We start from the raw sequence: 20,883 nt of genomic DNA, 5'->3' as shown, positions 1-20,883 counted from the left end.
CTGCGCATCGAGCAGGCGCTCGTAATCCTCGCGCGGGAACTTGGCGTCGATCGGCAGCCACAGCGGAGCGCCGTCGTCGCGCCGGCCGGGCAGGCGGATCGCGAACTCCACGCGTGCGCCGCTGCCGGGCACGGTCTCGAAATTGGCCGCGTACTGCTCGGGCGTGAACACCTGCTCCAGCAGGCCGGCGAGCTGCACCTCGCCGTAGATGCCGCGCGTCTTCACATTCGTCAGCACGCGGTTCAGCGAGCCGACGTCGCGCGCCAGCGTCTGCATCTCGCCCAGGCCCTTGTGCACCTGCTCCAGCCGCTCGGCCACCTGCTTGAAGCTTTCGCCCAGGCGCTGCTCGAGCGTGGCATGCAGCTTCTCGTCGACCACCGCGCGCATCTGCTCGAGCTTCTTCTCGTTGCCTTCCTGCAGCGCGGCAAGGCGCCCTTCGACCGCGGTGCGCACTTCGCCCAGCCGGCGCTCGTTCGATGCGGTCAGCACGCGCAGCTGCTCGGCCAGCTGTGCGGTGGCGGTCTGCAACGACTGCGCCACCACCTGCTGCATCGAGGCGAGCTGGGTGCGGAACGAGTCGATCTGCTCGTTCTGCGTGCGGGCCACGTCGCCGCTTTGCGTCAGCAGCGTCTGCTGCAGCTGCGCCAACGTGGCGCCCAGCTCCTGCCGCGTGCCGCGCGCGCCGTCCTGCAGCTCCTGGCGCAGCAGGCGTTGCGCCTGCTCCTCGCGTTCCGGTCGCCCCTTGTCGCCCGGCCGCAGCAGCAGCCACAGCAGCAGGACCCCGTTGAGCACCAGCAGTGCCGGTACGAGCCAATCTGTCATTCGTGTCCGCCCGGCCGCCCGAAGGACACGAGGTCCCCCTCGGGGGGCGCGAACGCAGTGAGCTGGGGGTCCATCGCCGTCATTGTCTCAGTTCGAACCAGGGTTTCCATCGTCCGCCTCGACGCGCGGGACGGCTATGGTTTCAAGCGCCGGCGTCACCGCATGCAGGCGAACCACCACGACGAGGAGGCTCCATGATTTCGCTCACTGTGAATGGCAAGGCCGTGCAGGTCGACGCCGATCCCGACATGCCTTTGCTGTGGGCGCTGCGCGAGAACCTGCAGCTCACCGGCACCAAGTTCGGCTGCGGCATGGCGCTGTGCGGCGCCTGCACCGTGCACCTGGACGGGCAGCCCACGCGTTCGTGCCAGACCCCGCTGTCGGCGGCTGCCGGCCGCAAGATCACCACCATCGAAGCCATCGGCGCCACGCCGGCCGGCAAGGCGGTGCAGGCCGCCTGGATCGCGCACGACGTGCCGCAATGCGGCTACTGCCAGTCGGGCCAGGTGATGAGCGCGTGCGCGCTGCTGGCGAAGAACAGGAAGCCGAGCGCCGCCGACATCGACAGCGCGATGGCTGGCAACATCTGCCGCTGCGGCACCTATAACCAGATCAGAGCGGCCATCCAGGACGCCTCGGCCGCCTTGGCGAAGGGAGCCTGACCATGGACACCACGACGCAAGACCCCGTCAACGCCGGCCGCCGCGGCTTCATGGCCGGCAGCGGTGCCGCGCTGGTGCTCGGCTTCAGCCTGCCCATCGCCGGACGCGCTGCCACCAAAGCCGCTGCTGCCGCCGCCGGTCCGGCCTTCCAGCCCAATGCCTGGCTGCGCATCACGCCGGACAACCGGATCACCGTGGTCTGCGGCTCGGCCGAGATGGGCCAGGGCGTGCTGACCGCGATCCCGATGCTGATGGCCGAAGAGCTGGACGCCGACTGGCAGCAGGTGCATGTCGAGCAGGCGCCGGTCGACCAGGCCTATGCCAACCCGATGTTCGGCATGCAGGTCACCGGCGGCTCGACCACCGTGCGCGCGCACTGGGAGCCGGTGCGCAAGGCCGGCGCCGCCGCCCGCGCGATGCTGGTGGCCGCGGCCGCCGAGCAATGGAAAGTAGACCCCGCCAGCTGCCGCACCGAGGCTGGCCAGGTGCTGCATGCCAGCGGCAAGAAGCTGAGCTACGGCGCCCTGGCCGCGGCGGCCGCGCAGCAGAAGGCGCCGGCCAATCCCCCGCTGAAGTCGCGCGCCGACTTCAAGATCCTCGGCAAGCCGCTGAAGCGCCTGGACACGCCGGGCAAGGTCAACGGCAGCGCGAAGTACGGCATCGATGTCAGCGTGCCCGGCATGCTGGTGGCGGTGATGGCACGCGCGCCGCTGCCGGGGTCGAAGCCCACGAAGGTGGACGACGCCAAGGCCAAGGCCATGCCCGGCGTGAAGGCGGTGCTGACGATTCCATCCGGCGTCGCGGTGCTGGCCACCGGCTACTGGGCCGCGAAGAAGGGCCGCGATGCACTGGCCATCACCTGGGACCAGGGCGCGCTGGCCGGCCTGTCGTCCGACAAGGTCTCGGCCATGCTGGCCGCTGCCGCCGATGACCCGGCCGCCGTGGCGCTGAGCGAGGGCAACGTGAAGGACGGTGCGGCCACCGCCACCACCACGCTGGACGCCACCTACGAGGCGCCCTACCTCGCCCATGCCTGCATGGAGCCGCTGAACTGCACTGCCTGGGTCAAGGGCGACGAGGTGGAGGTCTGGGCCGGCACGCAAAGCCAGGGGCCGGCGCAAGGCATCCTGAGCCAGGTGGTCTCGGTGCAACCGGCCAAGGTGAGGATCAACACCATGCTGCTGGGCGGCGGATTCGGCCGCCGCTTCGCGCCCGACTTCGTGATCGACGCGACGCTGCTGTCCAAGATCAGCGGCGCGCCGGTGAAGCTGATCTACAGCCGCGAAGACGACATGGCCGCGGGCTTCTACCGGCCGGCTTCGGTGGCCAAGTGCTCCGCCGGGCTCGACGACAAGGGCAAGCCGGTGATGCTGAAGATCGGCGTCGGCTCGCCGTCGATCATGGCGGCCTCGGGCTTCATGCAGATCCCGCCCAGCGGCGTCGATTCGTTCGCGATGGAAGGCGTTGCCGACCACCCGTACGACATCGCCAACCAGCTGCTCCGCTACGGCCGCAGCGAGCCCGGGCCGCAGGTGTGGTTCTGGCGCTCGGTGGGGCATTCGCAGAACATCTTCTTCATTGAGAGCTTCATCGACGAACTGGCCGCCGCGGCCAGGCAGGACCCCTTCGAGTTCCGCCGCGGCCTGCTGGGCAAGCAGCCGCGCTACAAGCAGGTGCTGGAAGCGGCCGCCGCCAAGGCGGGCTGGGGCCAGCCGCTGCCGGCCGGGCGCTTCCGCGGCATTGCGGTGGCCCAGTCTTTCGGCAGCTATGTTGCCGAGGTGGCCGAGGTCTCGGTGGCCGCCGACGGCACACCCAAGGTCCACCGCGTGGTGGCCGCGGTGGACTGCGGGCAGACGGTGAACCCGGCGATCATCGCGCGCCAGATCGAGGGCGCCATCGTCTACGGCCTGAGCGCGGCGCTGTACGGCAAGCTCAGCCTGAAGGACGGCCGCGTCGAGCAGAGCAACTTCCACGACTACCCGGTGCTGCGCATGCCCGAGATGCCGAAGGTGGAGGTGCACATCCTGCCCAGCACCGAGGCGCCCGGCGGCATCGGCGAACCCGGCACGCCGCCGATTGCGCCGGCGGTGGCCAATGCCATCTTTGCCGCCACCGGCAAGCGGCTGCGCACGCTGCCCTTCGACAGCGCGCTGCTCAAGAAGGCTTGAGCGCCAGGGCTCGGCGGCGCGGCGCAGCGGCCGCCGCGCCGGGCTGCAACAGCGCCAGCAACTGCTGCAGCGCCGGCGAGGCCTCGCCATGCCAGACCAGGTGCGTGCGGTTGCGCCGCACGCGCTCGGGGAGCTCGTGCTGCTGCACGTCGGCCCCGGCGCGCAGCGACTGCAGCACCGAACGCGGCACGATGGCGCAACCGGTGCCAGCGGCCACGCAGGCGATGATGCCGGGGTAGCTGCCGAATTCGAGCACCCGCTCCGGCAGCACGTTGGCGGCGCCGAACCAGTCTTCGAGCCGCTTGCGGTACGAGCAGCCCTGCGTGAACGCAAGCAACGTGCTGCGGCCCAGATCGGCTGCCCGGCGGATCGGGGGATGGTCCTTCGAGGTCACCAGCACCAGTTCCTCGTCGAACACCGGCCGCGACTGCAGCTCGGGCGCGGTGAAGGGTTCGCTGACGAAGGCGGCTTCGAGCCGGTAGTCCATCACCCGCTGCAGCAGCGCGGCGGTGTTGCCGGTCGACAGCTCGATCACCACGCCCGGATGCAGCCGGTGGTAGCGCGACAGCACCGCGGGCAGCCGGCTGCCCGCGGTGCTCTCCAGCGAGCCAAGCCTGAAGGGCCCGCGCGCAGGGCCTTCGCGCAGCTCGCTCTCGGCCTCGTCGGCCAGGCGCAGCAGGCGTTCGGCATGCACCAGCAGGCCCTGGCCCTCGGCCGACAGCACCAGCGACCGCCCCTGGCGCCGGAACAGCGCCACGCCCAGCCGTTCTTCGAGCTGCTTGATGCGGGTGGTGACGTTGCTCTGCACGCGGTTCAGCCGCGCGGCGGCGCGGATCACGCCGCCTTCGCGCGCGACGGTGCGAAAGATCTCCAGCGAGTCCAGGTCCAAGGTTCTCATGGCGAGAATGATAGTTCTCGATAATTCATTTGTCGAAGACATCGAATCGCGCTCCAATGCGGCGCATGAACACCGCCTCCAGCACGCCAGGCGCGCCACACGAACCCACGCCGACGTGGGTGGTGTGCGTCGCCGGCGCCCTGGGCCTGGTGGTGGCGATGGGCATCGGCCGCTTCGCGTTCACCCCGCTGCTGCCGCTGATGCAGCGCGACGGCCTGCTCGGCGCCGACGGCAGCGCCGGCCTCGCGGCCGCCAACTATGCGGGTTATCTGCTTGGCGCGTTCACCGCCGCACGTCTGCCCGGCGGCCCGCGCGCGCGGCTGCTGGGCGCGCTGGCGGCCACCGCGCTGCTGACCGCGGCCACCGGCTGGGCCGACGGCTATTCGACATGGCTGTTGCTGCGGCTGGCTGCGGGCGTGGCCAGCGCCTGGGCGCTGGTCGGCGTCAGCAGCTGGGCCGTGCCCGCCCTGGCGCAGCGCGGCCGGCCGGAAGCGGGCGGCATCGTCTTCGCCGGCGTCGGGCTGGGCATCGCGCTGGCCGGTGGCTGGGTGTGGCTGTTCGCGGGGCTGGGCGCGCAGCGCCTGTGGCAGCAGCTGGGCCTGCTGGCCGCGGCGCTGGCCGTGGTCGTCGCGCTGCTGTGGCGGCGGGCCGGGCCGAAGGCAGCGGCCGCAGTGGCATCGCTCCCGGGACCAGCCATGCCGCGCGGCAGCCTGCCCATCGTGCTGTGCTACGGCATGCTGGGCTTCGGCTACATCCTGCCGGCCACCTACCTGCCAGCGCAGGCGCGCGCGCTGATCGACGATCCCCGCCTGTTCGGCCTGGTCTGGCCGGTGTTCGGCCTGGCGGCGGCGGCCTCCACGCTGCTGGCCGGCCGGGCGCTGAAGCGCTGGCATCGGCTGCGGCTGTGGGCCCTCAGCCATGCCCTGATGGCCGCCGGCTGCGCGCTGCCCCTGCTGAGCCTGTCCGGCCCCGCGCTGACGCTGGCCGCGCTGCTGGTGGGTGGCACCTTCATGGTCGCGACCATGGCCGGCCTGCAGCAGGCCCGCGCGCTGGCCGTCGCCAACCCCACGCCGCTGCTGGCCCGCATGACCGCGGCCTTCGCGCTGGGCCAGATCGCCGGGCCGCTGCTGGCGCTGGGCCTGGCTCGCCTGGGCCCGGCCGGCGGCACCGGCATCGAGGCCACGCTGGTGCTGGCCACGCTGGGCCTGCTGGCCAGCGCCGGCTGGCTGCACCGATCCACCCCTGCCCTGGAGACTGCCCATGAACCCGACCCGCACACCCGCGCCGATCGCGCAAGGTAGTGGCGGCGAACGCCTGCCGCTGCCGCCGCTGGCGGCGATGACCGAGGCCCAGCGCGCCGCAACGCAGGCGCTGATCGACGGCCCCCGCAAGGCCGTCTACGGCCCCTTCGTGCCGCTGATGCAGGTGCCCGCGCTGCTGGAGCGTGTGGCCGCGCTGGGCGAGGCGCTGCGCTTCGGCGGCCAGTTGCCGGCCGCGGTGCGCGAGCTGGCCACCTGCGTCGCGGCCCGGCATGTCGGCAACCAGTTCGAGTGGGTCATGCATGTGCCGCTGGCACAGGCGGCCGGTGTGCCGCCGGCAGCACTGGAGGCCATCCGCACCGGCGGCGCGCCGCAGGGCCTGGCCCCCGATGCGCAGCTGGCCCACGACTTCGCCCGCGAGCTGCTGGCCACGCATGACGTGGACGATGCGTGTTATCAGCAGGCCATCGCGGCGTTCGGCGAAGCCGGCGTCGTCGAGCTGACCACGCTGGTCGGCTACTTCGTGATGGTGTCGTGGGTGATGAACGTCGCCCGCACGCCGTCGCGGCCGACTGCCGAGGTGCTGCCGCTGCCGTAGCGGCGCGCGTTCAACCTGGCGCCAGCACCTCCGGGTTCAGCGCGGTCGGCGGCCGGCCGGCTTGCGGGCCGCGGCCGAGCGCCGCGATCAGGTTGTCGGCTGCCAGGTCGGCCATCGCGCGCCGCGTGCGCAGGCTGGCGCTGGCGATGTGCGGCGTCAGCACGACATTCGGTACCGTGAGCAACGCCGGATGCACGCTGGGTTCGCCCTCGAACACATCGAGCCCGGCGGCGGCGATGCGGCGCGCGCGCAGCGCCTCGGCCAGCGCCGCATCGTCGACCACGCCACCGCGGGCAATGTTGGTCAAGGTCGCGCTGGGCTTCATCAGCGCCAGCTCCTCGGCGCCGATCAGGTGGTGCGAGGCCGGGCTGTAGGGCACGACGATCACCAGGTGGTCGGCCTCGCGCAGCAAGCTGGGCTTGTCGACCCAGCGCGCGCCGAGTTCGGCTTCGATCGCCCCGTCGAGCCGCGACCGGTTGTGGTAGATCACCGGCATGCCGAAGCCCAGCGCGCCGCGCCGCGCAATGGCCTGGCCGATGCGGCCCATGCCCAGCACGCCCAGCGTGGCGCCATGCACGTCGGCGCCGGCGAACAGGTCGTAGCGCCATTGCGTCCACTGGCCGGCCCGCAGGAAATGTTCGCTCTCGCTGATGCGGCGCGCGGTGGCCATCATCAGCGCGAAGCCGAAGTCGGCGGTGGTCTCGGTCAGCACGTCGGGCGCGTTGCTCACCAGCACGCCGCGCGCGGTGCAGGCCGGCACGTCGATGTTGTTGTAGCCCACCGCCATGCTGCACACCGCGCGCAAGCCGGGGCAGGCCTGTAGCAGCAGCGCGTCCACTTGCGGCGTGCCGGCCACCACCATGCCGGCCTTGCCTTGCAGGCGCGCGGCCAGTTCGCCCGGCGCGGTGATGGCCTGCTCGCCGCAGGTCTCGACCTCGAAGTGCTGGCGCAGCCGCTCGACCACCTCGTCGAACAGCGGAATCGTCACGAGGATCTTGTCCATCAGCGCATCCAGATCAAGGTGATCAGCAGGAACAGCGGAATCAGCACCGCGCCCGACCAGGCCATGTAGCCGAAGAAGCTGGGCATGCGGATGCCGCGGCTCTCCGCGATCGCCTTGACCATGAAGTTCGGCGCATTGCCGATGTAGCTGTTGGCCCCCATGAACACCGAGCCGGCCGAGATGGCGGCCAGCGTGGTGGCCAGCGGGCCCATCAGCTGCTGGGCGTCGCCCCCGGCGAGGTTGAAGAACACCAGATAGGTCGGCGCGTTGTCGAGGAAGGACGACAGGATGCCGCTGAACCAGAAGTAGGCCCAGGGCTCGGGCTGACCGCTGGCGCTGGTGACGGCCCGCGCCACCGCGGCGAAGGCACCGGCCTCGCCGGCCTTCAGCATGGCCAGCACCGGCACCATCGTGACGAAGATGCCGACGAACAGCTTGGCCACCTCCAGCATCGGGCCCCAGCTGAACTGGTTGGCTTCGCGCACGCTGCGCGGCGTGATCGCCAGCGAGACGGCCATCACCACCAGCAGCAGGCCATCGCGCACCAGCGACTGCAACTCGATCGTGGTGCCGGCAATGCTGTAGGCGACGCCCGGGCGCCAGATGCCGCTCATCAGCACCAGGCCGACGACGGCGGCCAACGGCAGCAGGTTGATCGCGCCATCCAGGCCCACGCGCGGCGTGTCCGGCGTCGGGTCCTGCCGCACCACGCCTTCCTTGCGGTACCAGTGCCGATCGATCACGTAGAAGATCGCCAGCAAGGCACCCACCAGGAACGCTGTCTCGGGCAGCAGGTGGCCGACGGTCCAGAAAAAGCTCACCCCCTTCAGGAAGCCCAGGAACAGCGGCGGGTCGCCCAGCGGCGTCAGCGAGCCGCCGGCATTGCTGACGATGAAGATGAAGAAGACGAAGACGTGGGCGGCGTGCCGGCGGTTGTCATTGGCGCGGATCAGTGGCCGCACCAGCAGCATCGAGGCACCGGTGGTGCCCATCACGCTGGCCAGCAGCGCACCGATCGCCATCAGACCGGTGTTCAGCCCAGGGCTGCCATGCAGGTTGCCGCGCACGTAGATGCCGCCGGCGACCGTGAACAAGGTGCTGACGAGGATGATGAACGGCAGGTATTCGGCCAGCAGCGTATGCGCCAGCGCCTGACCCGCGGCGCCGGCACCGTGGCTCGCGGCATAGGGCAGCAGGAACGCCAGGGCCCAGACCACCACCACCTTGCCGTAATGCCGGTGCCAGAACTGCGGCAGCAGCAGCGGCATCAACGCAATCGACAGCAACACCCCGGCGAAGGGCAGGCCCCACAGTGCACCCAGCGCTGCGCCATCGACCTCGGCCGCGCACGCCGGGGCGGCCAGGCCGCACAGCGGCAGCGTGAGCAGAAGGCGTCCAGCGCGCATGGGCAGATCTCCAGGGGGCGTTGCTTGGCGCGGCATTCTAGGAACGCACCCGCGCTGGCGCCTGAACGACGGCTGAACGCCAGGACAACGAGGCCCTGGGGCTTTCCCTCAGGCCGTGTGCAGCGGGGCCAGCGCCTGGCGCAGCGCCGGCGGCAAGGGCACCGGCCGGCGGCTCACCCGATCGACATACACATGCACGAAATGCCCGCAGGCAGCGGCCAGCGGCTGATCCGCGGCAAAGAGCCCGATCTCGTAGCGCACGCTGGAACTGCCGATCTGCGCCACGCGCAAGCCGGCATGCACGTCCTGCGGAAAGGCCAGCGGGGCGAAGTAGTTGCAGTGCGTCTCGACGACCAGCCCGATCACCGCGCCGTCATGGATGTCCAGCGCCCCCGCCGTGATCAGGTAGCGGTTCACCACCGTGTCGAAATAGCTGTAGTACTGGACGTTGTTGACGTGGCCGTAGACGTCGTTGTCCATCCAACGCGTCGTGATGGTCGACAGGTGCGGGTAACGCTCGCGCGGCTCGGGCTGGGGACGGGAGGGGCTCATCGCGATGATTGTTCCATCGGGCCGACAGGAGGACTGTCACCGTCTTGCCGATCGCGCCAGGCAGCCTGCGCCAAGCGCAGCGTCTGCAGGTGCACAGCCACGGTGGTGTCGATGTCGCGGCCGTAGCCGCCGGCCATCGCCAAGGCCACCGGCACCCGCTGGCGCGCCAGCCATGCCAGCACCCGCGCATCGCGCTGCGCGAGACCGGCGGCTGTGAGCTTCAGTCGGCCGAGCCGATCGCCCTCGTGCGGGTCCGCGCCGGCCAGGTAGAACGCCAGGCCGGGAACGCCGCCCTGCTGCACCTGCCGGCGCCAGGCCTGGTCCAGCGCGGCGTCGAGTGCGGCGAGATAGGCCTCGTCACCGCAGCCGTCCGGCAGGTCGACATCCAGGTCGCCGGCCTCCTTGCGGAACGGGAAGTTCTTGGCCCCGTGCAGCGAGAGGGTGAACACCGTCGGGTCGTCGCGGAAGATCGCTGCCGTGCCGTTGCCCTGGTGCACGTCGAGATCGATCACCCAGACCCGCAGCAGGCGCCGCTCGCGCCGGTGCACCTCGGCCTGCATCAACCGCGCGGCAACCGCCACGTCGTTGAACACGCAGTAGCCCGAGCCCTTGTCGGCGTAGGCATGGTGGGTGCCCCCGCCCAGCTGCGCGGCCACGCCTTCGCGCAGTGCGGCCCGTGCCGCGCCCACCGTGGCACCGACCGAGCGGCGCGAGCGCTCCACCATCGCCTCGGACCACGGGAAGCCGATCTCGCGCTGGGCGGCGGCGGGCAAGGTGCCGCCGAGCACGGCACTGATGTAGTCCGGCGTGTGGGCCAGCGCGAGCTCACCCTCGCTGGCCGGCTCCGCCTCGCGCAGCGTCACGCCCGGCACCTCGGCCGCGACGCGCTCGCGCAGCCGCCGGTATTTCGACATCGGGAACGGGTGCCCCGTGGGCAGCAGCGGGTTGAAACGATCGTTGAAGAAAACCTGCATCCGGCACGCCTTTGCCTGTCTCGCCTAGAGCCGACCCCCTACTTTGCTGCAATGCAGCAAATTCTTCTTGCTTTCCCGATCGGCGCCTCTATACTTCGATCCATGTTGCAGTGCAACATTGCTGCCTGAACCACCTCACACCGGAGATTTTCCATGTCCTTCCTGACCCCCGAGCAATTCGCCGCCGCCAACAAGGCCAACCTGGAAACCCTGTTCGGCCTGACCAACAAGGCCTTCGAAGGCGTCGAGAAGCTGGTCGAGCTGAACCTGCAAGTTGCCAAGGCCGCGCTGGGCGAGTCCGCCGAGAACGCCAAGGCCGTGATGGCCGTGAAGGACGCGCAGGAACTGCTCGCCCTGCAAGCCAGCCTGCTGCAGCCGACCGCCGAGAAGGCCGCTGCCTACAGCCGTCACCTGTACGACATCGCGTCGTCGACCAGCGCCGAAATCAGCAAGACGGCTGAAGCCCAGTTTGCCGAACTGCAGTCGAAGTTCATGGCCGCCGTCGACACCGCGGTGAAGAACGCCCCGGCCGGCACCGAGAACGCCGTGACGCTGGTGAAGTCGGCCATCACCGCCGCCAACAACGCCTACGAAAGCGTGCACAAGGCTGCCAAGCAGGCCGCCGACATCGCCGAAGCCAACTTCAACGCCGTGACCACCACGGCCGTGAAGGCTTCGCAAGCGGCCACCAAGACCGCCAAGCGCGCGGCCTGATCGGGCTGAAGCGGGCTGCGCGGAACCAATCCGCGCCGCGCCCGTCACACCGTTTGCCAGGGGCGTGGAGCGCGCCCTGGGCATGGGTGAAAGGTTGTCTCCTCGGTACCTCTCGAAACCCCCTTTCAAGGTACCTTAGGCCCGTCGGCTTCGGCTTGCGGGCCTTTTCTTTTGGTGCCTGCACGGCGCGCATCGGCCGCATGCCGGCTTTGCCGTATGCTGCACGGCGTGCAGTGGAGCGCGGCAGGCGCGCCCCGGCTTGATGACAGGAGCACCGCCTTGGCGACCCCGAACTATTCTTACGAAAAGCGCCAGCGCGAGCTGGCAAAGAAGCGCAAGGCCGAGGAAAAGCGCCAGAAGAAGCAGGGCCGTACGGGCGACACGCCGGACAACGGGCCGCCCGCCGAGCCGGCCGATGCCGGCGCCACCGTACCGGCCGCCCCGCCACCGCCGGGCGAATAACGACGAATGCAAAAAAAACCGCAGCCCTCGAGCTGCGGTTTTCACTGGTGCGGCCCGAAAGCCGCCGTCTTCAGAGCACGCGGATGTTCGCGGCCTGCAGACCCTTGGGGCCCTGCTTCACTTCGAACTCGACGCGCTGGTTCTCTTGCAGCGAACGGAAGCCGCCGTTGTTGCGGATTTCGCTGAAGTGGGCGAACAGATCCTTGCTTCCGTCTTCCGGCGTGATGAAGCCGAAGCCTTTGCCATCATTGAACCATTTGACGATGCCGGTCTGGGTGGTGCTCATGCAGGGTGATCCTCGTTCGGAAACAAAAAAATAGCGATACCGCGGCCCTTCGAGGGCGCAGCGGACAGAGACACTCAACCTGGGATTTCAAACCTGGGCCGGCCCGAAACCGCGCGCCGAACGCGGCTCAGACGGTACGGGAATAAGACCTTGTATGAACGGCCTCGTGCATGTCTGTCCCGGGAATGTAGCAGCATTCAAGCGCAGGAAACCCGGCACGGCCGCGTCGGTGCTTGGCCCGCGGATTAACCCCTAGCCGCTTTAGAGGCGTCCCTCGACACTAAGCGCACCCAACTCAACGGCGGCGCCAGGGGTCGTCGATATGCTTGTGATCGACAACGAGGAGACGGCAGGCATGTTCGACTATGTCGTGATCGGTGGCGGCTCGGCCGGTTCGGTGCTGGCCGCGCGCCTGAGCGAGGACCCCACGGTGAAGGTTTGCCTGCTGGAAGCGGGCGGCCCCGACCGCAGTGTCTTGATCCACTGCCCTGCCGGCCTTGCGCTGCTGGCCAAGACCGGCGACGCCAACTGGGCGTTCGAGACAGTGCCTCAGCCCGGCCTCAATGGACGCCGTGGCTACCAGCCGCGAGGCAAGGTGCTGGGCGGGTCCAGTTCGGTCAACGCGATGGTCTACATCCGGGGCCAGCGCGAGGACTACGACGGCTGGGCCGCCGAAGGCAATGCCGGCTGGTCCTACGACGACCTGCTGCCCTACTTCAAGAAGTCCGAGCACAACGAGCGCGGCGCAGACGCCTGGCACGGTAGCGGCGGCCCGCTGAACGTGATGGACCTGCGCAGTCCCAACCCGCACGGCCCGCGCTTCGTGCAGGCCGGCCAGCAGGCCGGCCTGCCGCTGAACACCGACTTCAATGGCGCGACGCAGGAGGGCGTCGGTCCGTACCAGGTCACCCACCGCAACGGCGAGCGTTGCAGCGCCGCCAAGGCCTACCTCACGCCGCACCTGGGTCGCTCGAACCTGCAGGTCATCACCGGCGCGCACGGCACCCGCATCCTGTTCGAAGGCCTGCGCGCCGTGGGCGTCGAATACCGGCATGACGGCCACCTGCGCGAGGTGCGCGCGCACCGCGAAGTGCTGCTGTGCGCGGGTGCGCTGCAGTCGCCGCAGTTGCTGATGCTCAGCGGCGTCGGCCCGGCCGAGCACCTGCAGCAACACGGCATTGCCGTGCGCCATGCGCTGCCCGGCGTCGGACAGCACCTGCACGACCATGTGGACGTGGTCAGCGTGGTCGACGCGCCGAAGATCAAGGACCTGTTCGGCCTGTCGCTGGTGGGCGCATGGCGCACGCTCCAGGCCATCGGCGAATGGCGACGCCAGCGCAGCGGCCCGCTGACCACGAACTTCGCGGAGTGCGGCGCCTTCCTCAAGAGCGACCCCGCGCTGAGCCGACCGGACCTGCAGCTGCACTTCGTTGTCGGCAAGCTGGTCGACCATGGCCGCAAGACCGTGTTCGGCCACGGCTATTCCTGCCACGTCTGCCTGCTTCACCCGCGCAGCCGCGGCAGCCTGCAGCTGGCCAGCGCGGACCCGCAGGCCGCGCCGCTGATCGACCCGAACTTCCTGGCCGAGGCCGACGACCTGGACCGCCTGGTGCGCGGCTTCAAGCTGATGCGCGGTCTGCTGGCGCAGCCGGCGCTGGCAGCGCTGGGCGGCCGCGAGCTGGCCAGTTCGGCCCGCCCGCAAAGCGATGCCGAGATTGCACAGTTCATCCGTCAGTACGCAGACACGATCTACCACCCAGTGGGCAGCTGCCGCATGGGCCAGGGACCGACCGACGTGGTCGACGCGCAGCTGCGCGTGCATGGCCTGCAGGCGCTGCGCGTGGTCGATGCCTCGATCATGCCCAGCATCGTCAGCGGCAACACCAATGCCCCGGTGATCGCCATCGCCGAGAAGGCGGCCGACCTCATCAAGGCGGCGGTCCGCGGCGCGTGACACCTCGTCCTGGCTGGGGATAATCCACTCCGCCTGCCCGTCCCCGCGGGCGGACGGACCCGCATGCTGCCGCCGAACCCGAACGAGCCCTTGCCCGCCGGCACCGCGGCCGGCCCCCTGAATCCCCGGCTGAAGGCCAAGGTGCTGGCCACCCAGGCCTCGCTGGTGTTCGAGCGCGCGCGCCTGTCCAACCTGCTGGGCATTCCGTTCGGTCTGCTGATCTGCTGGGTGCTGTGGGGCCAGGTGGCCAGGGCCATGCTGGTAGCCTGGTTCTTCGCCAAGCTGGCGGTGAGCCTCTGGCGCGTGGCCATCGACCTGGCACACCGCCGGGCCGACCGCAGCGAGGCCGGCCGCTGGCTCTGGCACTACCAGGTGGCGCATGTTGCCGATGGCCTGGTCTATGGCGCCGTCAGCACCTGGCTGTTGCCCGACCCGGGCAACCCGCTGGGCATCCTGATGACCGCCACGGTGGTGGGCACCGCCTCGGTCGGCTTCGTCGTGCTCTCGCACCACTACGCCACCTTGCTGTGCTTCGTGCTGCCATTGCTGCTGCCCACGGTCGCGATGCAGTTGTGGATCGGTACCGACATCAGCCTGTTCGCGGGCATCGGCACCGCCACCTTCGTGCTGCTGATCCTGATCGACGGCTGGCGCGCATCGAGCCACACGGAGGCCACCCTGCGCCTGCGCTACCGCATGGATGAGCTGGCCAACCAGCGCCGACAGGCGATGGAGCTGGCGCAGCAGCACAGCGCGGTCAAGAGCCGCTTCCTGGCGACGATGAGCCATGAGATGCGCACCCCCCTGCACGGCATGCTCGGCATCGCGCAGCAGCTGCGCAACGGGCCGCTCGAGGCCGACGTGGTGGCGCGCCAGGTCGACACCATCGAGCAGGCCGGCGAGCACCTGTTGTCGCTGATCAACGACGTGCTGGATTTCTCCAAGCTGGAGAGTGGCCGGCTGCAGGTCAGCAGTGCGCCGTTCGACCTGGCCGCGCTGACGGCCGAGGTGGCTGAATGGACGCGTCTTTCAGCCGTCAGCAAGGGCCTGAGCTTCCAACTCGACGCCGAGCTGCCCGCCCCCTGCTGGGTGCGCGGCGATGCGGCGCGCCTGCGCCAGGTGCTGATGAACCTGTGCGGGAACGCGCTGAAGTTCACCGATGCCGGCAGCGTGCAGCTGCGTCTGGCGCGCGAGCGCGGTGGCCGCATGCTGGCCGTGATCAGCGACACCGGCTGCGGCTTCGCGCCGGAGAACGCCGAGCAGCTGTTCGAGGCCTTCCACCAGGAAGACACCTCGAACGTCCGGCGCCACGGCGGCGCGGGCCTGGGGCTGGCGATCTCGCGCGAACTGGCCCGGCTGATGGGCGGCGACCTGCAGGCCGCGGGCCGACCCGGCGAGGGCGCGCAGTTCACGCTGAACGTGCTGCTGCCCGAGGCGCCGCCGCCGGAAGCCGCGTCATCGAGCCGCCCGCCCACCCTCCGCGGCCGCGTGCTGGTGGTCGAGGACAACCCGATCAACGCGATGGTGGCCGAGGCCATGTTGCAGCGTGCCGGGCTCAGGGTCGAGATGGTCAGCGACGGCCTGCAGGCCGTGGTGCGCACCGCGGCCGAGCGCTTTGACGTCGTGCTGATGGACTGCCAGATGCCGGTGCTCGACGGCATCGAAGCCACGCGCCAGATCCGCCAGCGCGAGATCGGCGCCGCCGCGCTGCCCTTGCCGATCGTCGGCCTGACGGCCAATGCGACCGAGGAAGACCGCAAGGCCTGCCTGGCCGCCGGCATGGACGATTACCTGGCCAAGCCTTTCCGCGAGCACCAGCTGCACGGCGTGCTGGCGCGCTACCTGGAGCCGGCCAGCTAACGCGCTTCAGGTGCGTCCAGGCCGCGGCCCTGCAGCACTGGCACCTGGCGCAGCCGCTCGGCCGCGAAGCCGACGAAGCTGCGCACCTTGGCCGCCGCCATGCGGCCGGCCGGATACACCAGGTGCACCGGCACCGGCGCAGGCTCGTGGTCCCGCAGCACGATGCGCAGGCGACCGTCCTGTACCTCGTCGGTCACCTGGTAGGCCAGTGCGCGCGCCAGGCCGTGGCCGGCGCAGGCCGCGGCCACCCGCACCTCGTTGTCGTTGACGATCAGCCGCTCGACCGGCTGGCCCGGCTCGCGCGGATTGCCGAAGGTCCAGGGCGCGCTGGACTGGCCGTCGAAGCTGAAGCCGATCGCCCGATGCCCGGCCAGGTCAGCCGGCGTGCGCGGCTCGCCATGCCGGGCCAGGTAGTCGGGCGAGGCCACCACCACGCGACGCAGCGCGCCGACGGGCATCGCGGTCAGGCTCGAGTCCGGCAGGTGGGCGATGCGCACGGCAACGTCGTAGCCCTCGTCGATCAGGTGCACCACGCGGTCAGCGAAGAACGCGCGCGCACCGAGCTGCGGATGCTGGGCCAGGAAGCCCAGCAGGACCGGCGCCACATGGCGGCGGCCGAACAGCGCCGGCGCGGTGACCGACAGGGTGCCGCGCGGCTCGTCGCGCACACCGACCACCGCGGCCTCGGCAGCGTCCAGGTCGCCCAGGATGCGCCGGCAGTCGGCCAGGAAGGATTCACCGGCCTCGGTCAGGCGCAGGCTGCGCGTCGTGCGGTGCAGCAGTGGCGTGCCCAGGTGCCTTTCGAGCGCGCTGATCGCGCGCGTCACCGCCGGCGCCGAGCTGCCACGCTGGCGCGCGGCCTTGGCAAAGCCGCCAGCGTCGGCCACGGCGACGAACGTGCGCAGCGATTCCAGGTGATCCATCGCAGGTCGAGCTCCGGCGTTGCGTCAACAGGAATTCTCTTCTGTATTCGGCGCGGATTCTGTTTGGCTTGCAGCATGAATACGCTGCCAGCCTGTTCACCACACCGCTGCAGGAGCCCTCCATGAGCCAGCCCACCCACCCGATCACGCTGTACCGCTTCTCGCTGTCCGGCCATGCCCACCGCGCGCAGCTGATGCTGTCGCTGCTGGGCCTGCCGTTCAAGATGGTCGAGGTCGACCTGCGCCGCGGCGAACATCAGACCCCCGAGTACCTGGCGCGCAACCTGTTCGGCCAGGTGCCGGTGATCGAGGACGGGGACTTCACGCTCGCCGACAGCAACGCGATCCTGGTGTACCTGGCGAAGCGCTACGACAGCGACCGCCGCTGGCTGCCCACCGACCTGCGCGTGCAGGCCGAAGTGCAGCGCTGGCTGGGCGTGGCCGCCGGCCCGCTGGTGCGCGGGCCCGCGGTGGCGCGCTGGGCGCGTGTGTCGGGCCAGGGCGATGGTGTCGCGCAGCATGCGATGAGCCAGCAGCTGTTCAGCCGCGTCGAGCAGCACCTGCAGGCGCGCGACTGGCTGGTGGCTGGCCAGGCGACGATCGCCGATGTCGCGATGTACACCTACACCGCCCATGCGCCGGAGGGGGGCATCTCGCTCGAACCCTATCCGCGCCTGCGCGCCTGGCTGGCCCGCATCGAGGCCCTGCCCGGCTTCGTGCCGATGCTCGGCACGCCCACGACCACCAAGAACACGCCATGAACGACGACGCCCCGTTCCACCCCGGCGAGGTGGCGCTGCAGAAGCGCCTGGGCCTCGACCAGCGCCTGGCCGCGATCGGCCGCACGGTCATCCGCGACCACATGCCCGACCAGCACCGCGAGCTGTTTTCCAAGCTGCCGACCCTGCTGCTCGGCGCGATCGACGCCGCCGGCCAGCCCTGGGCAACGATGCTGAGCGGCCTGCCCGGCTTCATCCAGTCACCGGATGCGCGTACTTTGCGTGCTGGCACCCGCCCCGGCGCCGGCGACCCGGTCGCGCCGCTGCTGCATGAAGGCGCGCCGGTCGGCCTGCTCGGCCTGGAGCCGCACACGCGGCGACGCAACCGGATGAACGGGCGCATCGCCCAGGTCGATGCCGACGGCTTCGAGGTGCAGGTGCTGCAGAGCTTCGGCAACTGCCCGAAGTACATCCAGGCCCGCGCGCCGGCGCCCGTGGCGCGCGACCCATCGGCGCCTGCCCGCAGCGAATCGGCCCGACTGAGCCCGGACGCGCGCCACTTGATCGGCCGCGCCGACACGCTGTTCATCGCCAGCGCCAGCGGTCCGGCCATCGGCTCGGGGCGCGCCGAGGGTGTGGATGTGTCGCACCGCGGCGGCCTGCCCGGCTTCGTGCAGCTCATCGAGGACGAATCCGCCACGCGCCTGGTGCTGCCCGACTACCAGGGCAACTTCATGTTCAACACGCTCGGCAATCTGCAGCAGTGGCCGCTGGCAGGCCTGCTGTTCTTCGACCCGGACAGTGGCGACATGCTGCAGCTCGCGGTCCGCACCGAGATTCAGCATGAAGGCGCGGCGGTGCGCGGCACGCCTGGCGCGCAACGCCTGGTGCATGCGCGGGTGACCGGGGGCGTCTGGCGCGCCGGCGCCGTGCCGCTGCGCTGGAGCGCCGCGCACTTTGCCCCGCAGTTCGGGGCCTTTGCCGCGGATTGATCGCTCACCACAGTTCGAGCTGTGCGACAATCCGCGCCAACGCTGATCAGGCAGCCTGTCTGGTCAGCGTTGTTCGTTCATCCCCTCTGACCCTCATCGAGCCGGGCCCTGCCATGCGCAGGGAACAAGCGCCGCGTCTCGACGTCCTGGTTGGCGGCGATGCCGTCGCCCCAGTTGTTCGGGCCTGCCGTGCCACTCGTGCACCGCATCCGTTTCCCCTTGGCGACCCCACCTGCGGCACTGCCGGTTCCGGCCGTGGTGCCGTGGCCTTGCCCTGTGTCGGCCCGACAGCGCCGCCGTGGGCCGGGCTTGCTCGATGAAAGTAATCCATGAGTTTCGATCTGAATGACACGGCCCGCGAAGAGGCCGTCCTGAACCAAGACACCCCGGAAGCCATCCAGGCCGATGGCCCCTCGTTCGACCAGCTCGGCCTGGCGCCCGAGATCCTGAAGGCCATCGTCCACGCCGGCTACCCCAGCCCGAGCGACGTGCAGGCCCTGGCGGTTCCGCCGGCACTGAGCGGCCAGGACCTGCTGGTCTCGGCCAAGACCGGCAGCGGCAAGACCGCCGCGTTCGTGTGGCCCGCGCTGCAGCGCATCCTGGACGCCCGCCTCGACCCCGCCAAGCGCCGCGCCAAGGGCACGCCGCAAGGCCCGCGCGTGCTGGTGCTGGCGCCCACGCGCGAGCTGGCGATGCAGGTCTCGCGCGCCGCCATGCAGTACGGCCACGGCGTGCAGGGCCTGCGCATTGCGCATGTCGTCGGCGGCGTGCCCTACCAGGCACAGCTGAAGGCGCTGCGCGGTCCGCTGGACATGCTGATCGCCACGCCTGGCCGGCTGATCGACCTGATGAACTCCGGCGCCGCCGTGATGGGCCAGGTCGAGATGCTGGTGCTCGACGAAGCCGATCGCATGCTCGACATGGGCTTCATCGACGACATCACCACCATCGCCCAGTCGCTGCCCGAAAGCCGCCAGACGCTGATGTTCAGCGCCACTTTCGCCGGCTCGGTCGGCGGCCTGGCGCGCCAGCTGACGCGCGAGCCGCAGCGCATCAACGTCGCCTCGCACACCGACACGCATGCGCAGATCGAACAGCGCCTGCACTGGGCCGACAACCCCGAGCACAAGCATGCGCTGCTGGAAACGCTGCTGGCCGACCGCGGCCTCGAGCAGGCCGTGGTGTTCACCGCCACGCAGCGCGACGCCGATGCGCTGGCCTGGCGCCTGGGCGAGATCGGCCATTCGGTCGCCGCACTCCACGGCGGCATGCCGCAGGGCCGCCGCAACCGCGTGCTGCAGGGCCTGCGCCAGCGCCAGCTGCGCGTGCTGGTGGCCACCGATGTCGCCGCCCGCGGCATCGACGTGCCGACCATCACCCACGTCATCAACTTCGGCCTGCCGATGAAGGCCGAGGACTACGTCCACCGCATCGGCCGCACCGGTCGCGCCGGCCGCACCGGCCTGGCCATCACGCTGGCCGAGCGCCGCGACATCGGCCAGATCCGCCGCATCGAGCGCTTCACCACGCAGCGCATCCAGGCCGGCGTGGTGGCCGGGCTGGAGCCCAAGCTGCCGCCGCCGTCGGACAAGCCGATGGGTGACCGCCGTCCCGGCGGCCGTCCGGGCGCGCGCGCGGGTGGCCGTCCCGGTGGTCGCTTCGGTGGCCAGGGCGAATCCGCCGGCCAGGGCTATGGTCGCCAGCCGGGCTTTGGCGAGCCGGGCAAGCGCCGGGGTCCCGGCGGCTTCGGCGGCGGTGGCCAGGGAGGCCACGGCAAGCCGGGCGGCCCGGGTCGCGGCGGCTACGGCCGCTGATATGGCTGATCGGGCCGCCCGGCGCGCCCGTTCCGCCTAACAGCCCAATTGCGCAGCCTGCAGCGGCGCGCCGGTGGCCGCATCGGTCACCACCAGCAGCAGGCGCGCGGCACGGCCGCCTTCGCCCAGGCGCGGCGCGTCCAGCCGCCAGTGCTGCGGCGCGGCGGCCCAGGCGGGCAGCAGCCCGTAGCCACGCACCACATGGTCGTGCAGCAGCGTGACGCCGGCGTTCTCGCCGGCCTTCACCGCCGAGACATGGCCGTCCTCCAGCCGCGCCCACCAGGCTGCCAGCCGGTCCGGCGCGCCGGCCAGCGGGGTCACCTGCACGGCCACCTGCTGGTCGTCCTCGCGCTGCAGGCGGATCTGCACCGCCGCCGTCGAGCCCGGCGCCGGCAGGCCTGGCCAGCGCCGCCAGTCGCGGCCGTTCACCAGCACCTGCGGGGTATAGCTGAAACCCGCGCCTGAGGAAGCCTGCTGCCGCGCCTGACGTTGCGTGAACTGCGGGCTGCCGAAGCGATCCTTCCAGCCCAGGCGGTCCCAGTAGTCGACATGGAAGGCCGCGGCCAGCACGTCTGGCCGGCCCTTCAGCGTGGACAGCCAGCGGTCGGCCGGCGGACAGGAATTGCAGCCCTCGGAGGTGTACAGCTCCACCAGCAGCACCTGCTGAGGGCCCGAGGCCGCCTCGCAGCGCTGGGCCTGGGCTTGGGCCGCGTTCATCGTGATCATCCACAGCGGCATGCTGGCCAGCGCCAGCCATCGGGAGAGTTCCATGCGGCTTGGTCGCGGCAGGCCCGGTCGGGCTTACAGCCCCGCAGGC

At 70.6% G+C, this 20,883-nt stretch carries 20 protein-coding genes; 11 read left to right on the top strand and 9 right to left on the bottom strand.

Translation table 11 applies throughout. The annotated features are described in order from the left end of the window. The coding region (rmuC, locus tag ACILR4_RS11305) for a DNA recombination protein RmuC (RefSeq protein WP_395700951.1) at nt 1-822 on the bottom strand (822 nt) is incomplete at its 3' end. A gap of 194 nt (nt 823-1,016) precedes the next feature. Between rmuC and ACILR4_RS11300 the strand changes: the two genes are divergently transcribed. Further along, nucleotides 1,017-1,484, top strand: a complete 468-nt coding sequence (locus ACILR4_RS11300; RefSeq protein ID WP_395700950.1) for a (2Fe-2S)-binding protein — start codon at nt 1,017-1,019, stop codon at nt 1,482-1,484. A 2-nt stretch (nt 1,485-1,486) separates the two neighbouring features. After that, entirely contained in the window at nt 1,487-3,652 is a 2,166-nt protein-coding gene (locus tag ACILR4_RS11295) for a molybdopterin cofactor-binding domain-containing protein (protein ID WP_395700949.1), read from the top strand. On the opposite strand, the gene ACILR4_RS11290 is transcribed toward ACILR4_RS11295, so the two are convergent. After that, nucleotides 3,639-4,550, bottom strand: coding sequence for a LysR family transcriptional regulator (locus tag ACILR4_RS11290; RefSeq protein WP_395700948.1), 912 nt, complete (start codon nt 4,548-4,550; stop codon nt 3,639-3,641). The two genes, ACILR4_RS11295 and ACILR4_RS11290, sit on opposite strands and share 14 nt — an antisense overlap. Nucleotides 4,551-4,615: 65 nt before the next feature. Here ACILR4_RS11290 and ACILR4_RS11285 point away from each other — a divergent pair, with 65 nt between their 5' ends. Both ACILR4_RS11285 and ACILR4_RS11280 read left to right on the top strand, forming a co-directional pair. After that, nucleotides 4,616-5,851 (top strand): YbfB/YjiJ family MFS transporter, encoded by a 1,236-nt coding sequence (locus ACILR4_RS11285; protein WP_395700947.1) that lies wholly within the window; start codon nt 4,616-4,618, stop codon nt 5,849-5,851. Further along, nucleotides 5,811-6,407: a carboxymuconolactone decarboxylase family protein gene (locus ACILR4_RS11280; protein ID WP_395700946.1), complete on the top strand. Its 597-nt coding sequence runs from the start codon at nt 5,811-5,813 to the stop codon at nt 6,405-6,407. Before ACILR4_RS11285 ends, ACILR4_RS11280 begins: the two co-directional genes overlap by 41 nt. Before the next feature lie 10 nt (nt 6,408-6,417). Here the strand turns inward: ACILR4_RS11280 and ACILR4_RS11275 are convergent, their stop codons facing one another. From ACILR4_RS11275 to ACILR4_RS11260, 4 genes are all read right to left on the bottom strand, one after another. Further along, on the bottom strand, nt 6,418-7,410 hold the full coding sequence (locus ACILR4_RS11275; RefSeq protein WP_395700945.1) for a 2-hydroxyacid dehydrogenase: 993 nt from the start codon (nt 7,408-7,410) through the stop codon (nt 6,418-6,420). Continuing rightward, nucleotides 7,410-8,816 carry a sodium:proton antiporter gene (locus ACILR4_RS11270; protein WP_395700944.1) on the bottom strand — a complete coding sequence of 469 codons (1,407 nt, stop codon included), beginning with the start codon at nt 8,814-8,816 and terminating at the stop codon, nt 7,410-7,412. Before ACILR4_RS11270 ends, ACILR4_RS11275 begins: the two co-directional genes overlap by 1 nt. Nucleotides 8,817-8,924: 108 nt before the next feature. Beyond that, nucleotides 8,925-9,368, bottom strand: coding sequence for an acyl-CoA thioesterase (locus ACILR4_RS11265; RefSeq protein ID WP_395700943.1), 444 nt, complete (start codon nt 9,366-9,368; stop codon nt 8,925-8,927). Beyond that, complete coding sequence (locus tag ACILR4_RS11260; protein WP_395700942.1) at nt 9,365-10,342, bottom strand: histone deacetylase; 978 nt, start codon at nt 10,340-10,342, stop codon at nt 9,365-9,367. The genes ACILR4_RS11265 and ACILR4_RS11260 overlap by 4 nt, the downstream gene beginning before the upstream one ends. Nucleotides 10,343-10,495: 153 nt before the next feature. On the opposite strand from ACILR4_RS11260, the gene phaP reads away from it, so the two are divergent. Beyond that, on the top strand, nt 10,496-11,056 hold the full coding sequence (gene phaP / locus ACILR4_RS11255; RefSeq protein ID WP_395700941.1) for a TIGR01841 family phasin: 561 nt from the start codon (nt 10,496-10,498) through the stop codon (nt 11,054-11,056). Between the two features lie 279 nt (nt 11,057-11,335). Next, on the top strand, nt 11,336-11,518 hold the full coding sequence (locus tag ACILR4_RS11250; protein WP_395700940.1) for a hypothetical protein: 183 nt from the start codon (nt 11,336-11,338) through the stop codon (nt 11,516-11,518). 70 nt (nt 11,519-11,588) lie between these two features. Here ACILR4_RS11250 and ACILR4_RS11245 read toward each other — a convergent pair whose 3' ends face one another. Continuing rightward, nucleotides 11,589-11,804, bottom strand: a complete 216-nt coding sequence (locus ACILR4_RS11245; RefSeq protein WP_395700939.1) for a cold-shock protein — start codon at nt 11,802-11,804, stop codon at nt 11,589-11,591. 355 nt (nt 11,805-12,159) lie between these two features. Between ACILR4_RS11245 and ACILR4_RS11240 the strand changes: the two genes are divergently transcribed. Together ACILR4_RS11240 and ACILR4_RS11235 are read left to right on the top strand one after the other, a co-directional pair. After that, on the top strand, nt 12,160-13,758 hold the full coding sequence (locus ACILR4_RS11240; protein ID WP_395700938.1) for a GMC family oxidoreductase: 1,599 nt from the start codon (nt 12,160-12,162) through the stop codon (nt 13,756-13,758). Between the two features lie 63 nt (nt 13,759-13,821). Next, on the top strand, nt 13,822-15,618 hold the full coding sequence (locus ACILR4_RS11235; RefSeq protein WP_395700937.1) for a response regulator: 1,797 nt from the start codon (nt 13,822-13,824) through the stop codon (nt 15,616-15,618). Here the strand turns inward: ACILR4_RS11235 and ACILR4_RS11230 are convergent. Then, nucleotides 15,615-16,541 (bottom strand): LysR family transcriptional regulator, encoded by a 927-nt coding sequence (locus ACILR4_RS11230; RefSeq protein WP_395700936.1) that lies wholly within the window; start codon nt 16,539-16,541, stop codon nt 15,615-15,617. The genes ACILR4_RS11235 and ACILR4_RS11230 overlap by 4 nt on opposite strands. 122 nt (nt 16,542-16,663) lie before the next feature. Between ACILR4_RS11230 and ACILR4_RS11225 the strand changes: the two genes are divergently transcribed. From ACILR4_RS11225 to ACILR4_RS11215, 3 genes are all read left to right on the top strand, one after another. Further along, on the top strand, nt 16,664-17,302 hold the full coding sequence (locus ACILR4_RS11225; protein WP_395700935.1) for a glutathione S-transferase family protein: 639 nt from the start codon (nt 16,664-16,666) through the stop codon (nt 17,300-17,302). Further along, nucleotides 17,299-18,252, top strand: a complete 954-nt coding sequence (locus ACILR4_RS11220; RefSeq protein WP_395700934.1) for a pyridoxamine 5'-phosphate oxidase family protein — start codon at nt 17,299-17,301, stop codon at nt 18,250-18,252. The genes ACILR4_RS11225 and ACILR4_RS11220 overlap by 4 nt, the downstream gene beginning before the upstream one ends. A 329-nt stretch (nt 18,253-18,581) precedes the next feature. Then, a complete protein-coding gene (locus ACILR4_RS11215; protein ID WP_395700933.1) occupies nt 18,582-20,066 on the top strand; it encodes a DEAD/DEAH box helicase in 1,485 nt (494 codons plus the stop codon). 36 nt (nt 20,067-20,102) lie between these two features. Here ACILR4_RS11215 and ACILR4_RS11210 read toward each other — a convergent pair whose 3' ends face one another. Beyond that, a complete protein-coding gene (locus ACILR4_RS11210) occupies nt 20,103-20,837 on the bottom strand; it encodes a DUF1223 domain-containing protein (RefSeq protein ID WP_395700932.1) in 735 nt (244 codons plus the stop codon). Nucleotides 20,838-20,883: the final 46 nt, after the last annotated feature.

The sequence above is a fragment of the Aquabacterium sp. genome (genome assembly GCF_044226965.1).
In the GTDB taxonomy this organism is placed as follows: domain Bacteria; phylum Pseudomonadota; class Gammaproteobacteria; order Burkholderiales; family Burkholderiaceae_C; genus Pseudaquabacterium.
The sequence above is the reverse complement of the archived record's forward strand: the minus strand, read 5'-3'. Positions and strand labels throughout refer to the sequence as shown.

Bases quoted from the DNA above. Each gene is read 5' to 3' on its own strand.
- ACILR4_RS11300 (WP_395700950.1), top strand. From the start codon at position 1,017: ATGATTTCGCTCACTGTGAATGGCAAGGCCGTGCAGGTCGACGCCGAT.
- ACILR4_RS11295 (WP_395700949.1), top strand. From the start codon at position 1,487: ATGGACACCACGACGCAAGACCCCGTCAACGCCGGCCGCCGCGGCTTC.
- ACILR4_RS11290 (WP_395700948.1), bottom strand. From the start codon at position 4,550: ATGAGAACCTTGGACCTGGACTCGCTGGAGATCTTTCGCACCGTCGCG.
- ACILR4_RS11285 (WP_395700947.1), top strand. From the start codon at position 4,616: ATGAACACCGCCTCCAGCACGCCAGGCGCGCCACACGAACCCACGCCG.
- ACILR4_RS11280 (WP_395700946.1), top strand. From the start codon at position 5,811: ATGAACCCGACCCGCACACCCGCGCCGATCGCGCAAGGTAGTGGCGGC.
- ACILR4_RS11275 (WP_395700945.1), bottom strand. From the start codon at position 7,410: ATGGACAAGATCCTCGTGACGATTCCGCTGTTCGACGAGGTGGTCGAG.
- ACILR4_RS11270 (WP_395700944.1), bottom strand. From the start codon at position 8,816: ATGCGCGCTGGACGCCTTCTGCTCACGCTGCCGCTGTGCGGCCTGGCC.
- ACILR4_RS11265 (WP_395700943.1), bottom strand. From the start codon at position 9,368: ATGAGCCCCTCCCGTCCCCAGCCCGAGCCGCGCGAGCGTTACCCGCAC.
- ACILR4_RS11260 (WP_395700942.1), bottom strand. From the start codon at position 10,342: ATGCAGGTTTTCTTCAACGATCGTTTCAACCCGCTGCTGCCCACGGGG.
- phaP (WP_395700941.1), top strand. From the start codon at position 10,496: ATGTCCTTCCTGACCCCCGAGCAATTCGCCGCCGCCAACAAGGCCAAC.
- ACILR4_RS11245 (WP_395700939.1), bottom strand. From the start codon at position 11,804: ATGAGCACCACCCAGACCGGCATCGTCAAATGGTTCAATGATGGCAAA.
- ACILR4_RS11240 (WP_395700938.1), top strand. From the start codon at position 12,160: ATGTTCGACTATGTCGTGATCGGTGGCGGCTCGGCCGGTTCGGTGCTG.
- ACILR4_RS11235 (WP_395700937.1), top strand. From the start codon at position 13,822: ATGCTGCCGCCGAACCCGAACGAGCCCTTGCCCGCCGGCACCGCGGCC.
- ACILR4_RS11230 (WP_395700936.1), bottom strand. From the start codon at position 16,541: ATGGATCACCTGGAATCGCTGCGCACGTTCGTCGCCGTGGCCGACGCT.
- ACILR4_RS11225 (WP_395700935.1), top strand. From the start codon at position 16,664: ATGAGCCAGCCCACCCACCCGATCACGCTGTACCGCTTCTCGCTGTCC.
- ACILR4_RS11220 (WP_395700934.1), top strand. From the start codon at position 17,299: ATGAACGACGACGCCCCGTTCCACCCCGGCGAGGTGGCGCTGCAGAAG.
- ACILR4_RS11215 (WP_395700933.1), top strand. From the start codon at position 18,582: ATGAGTTTCGATCTGAATGACACGGCCCGCGAAGAGGCCGTCCTGAAC.
- ACILR4_RS11210 (WP_395700932.1), bottom strand. From the start codon at position 20,837: ATGGAACTCTCCCGATGGCTGGCGCTGGCCAGCATGCCGCTGTGGATG.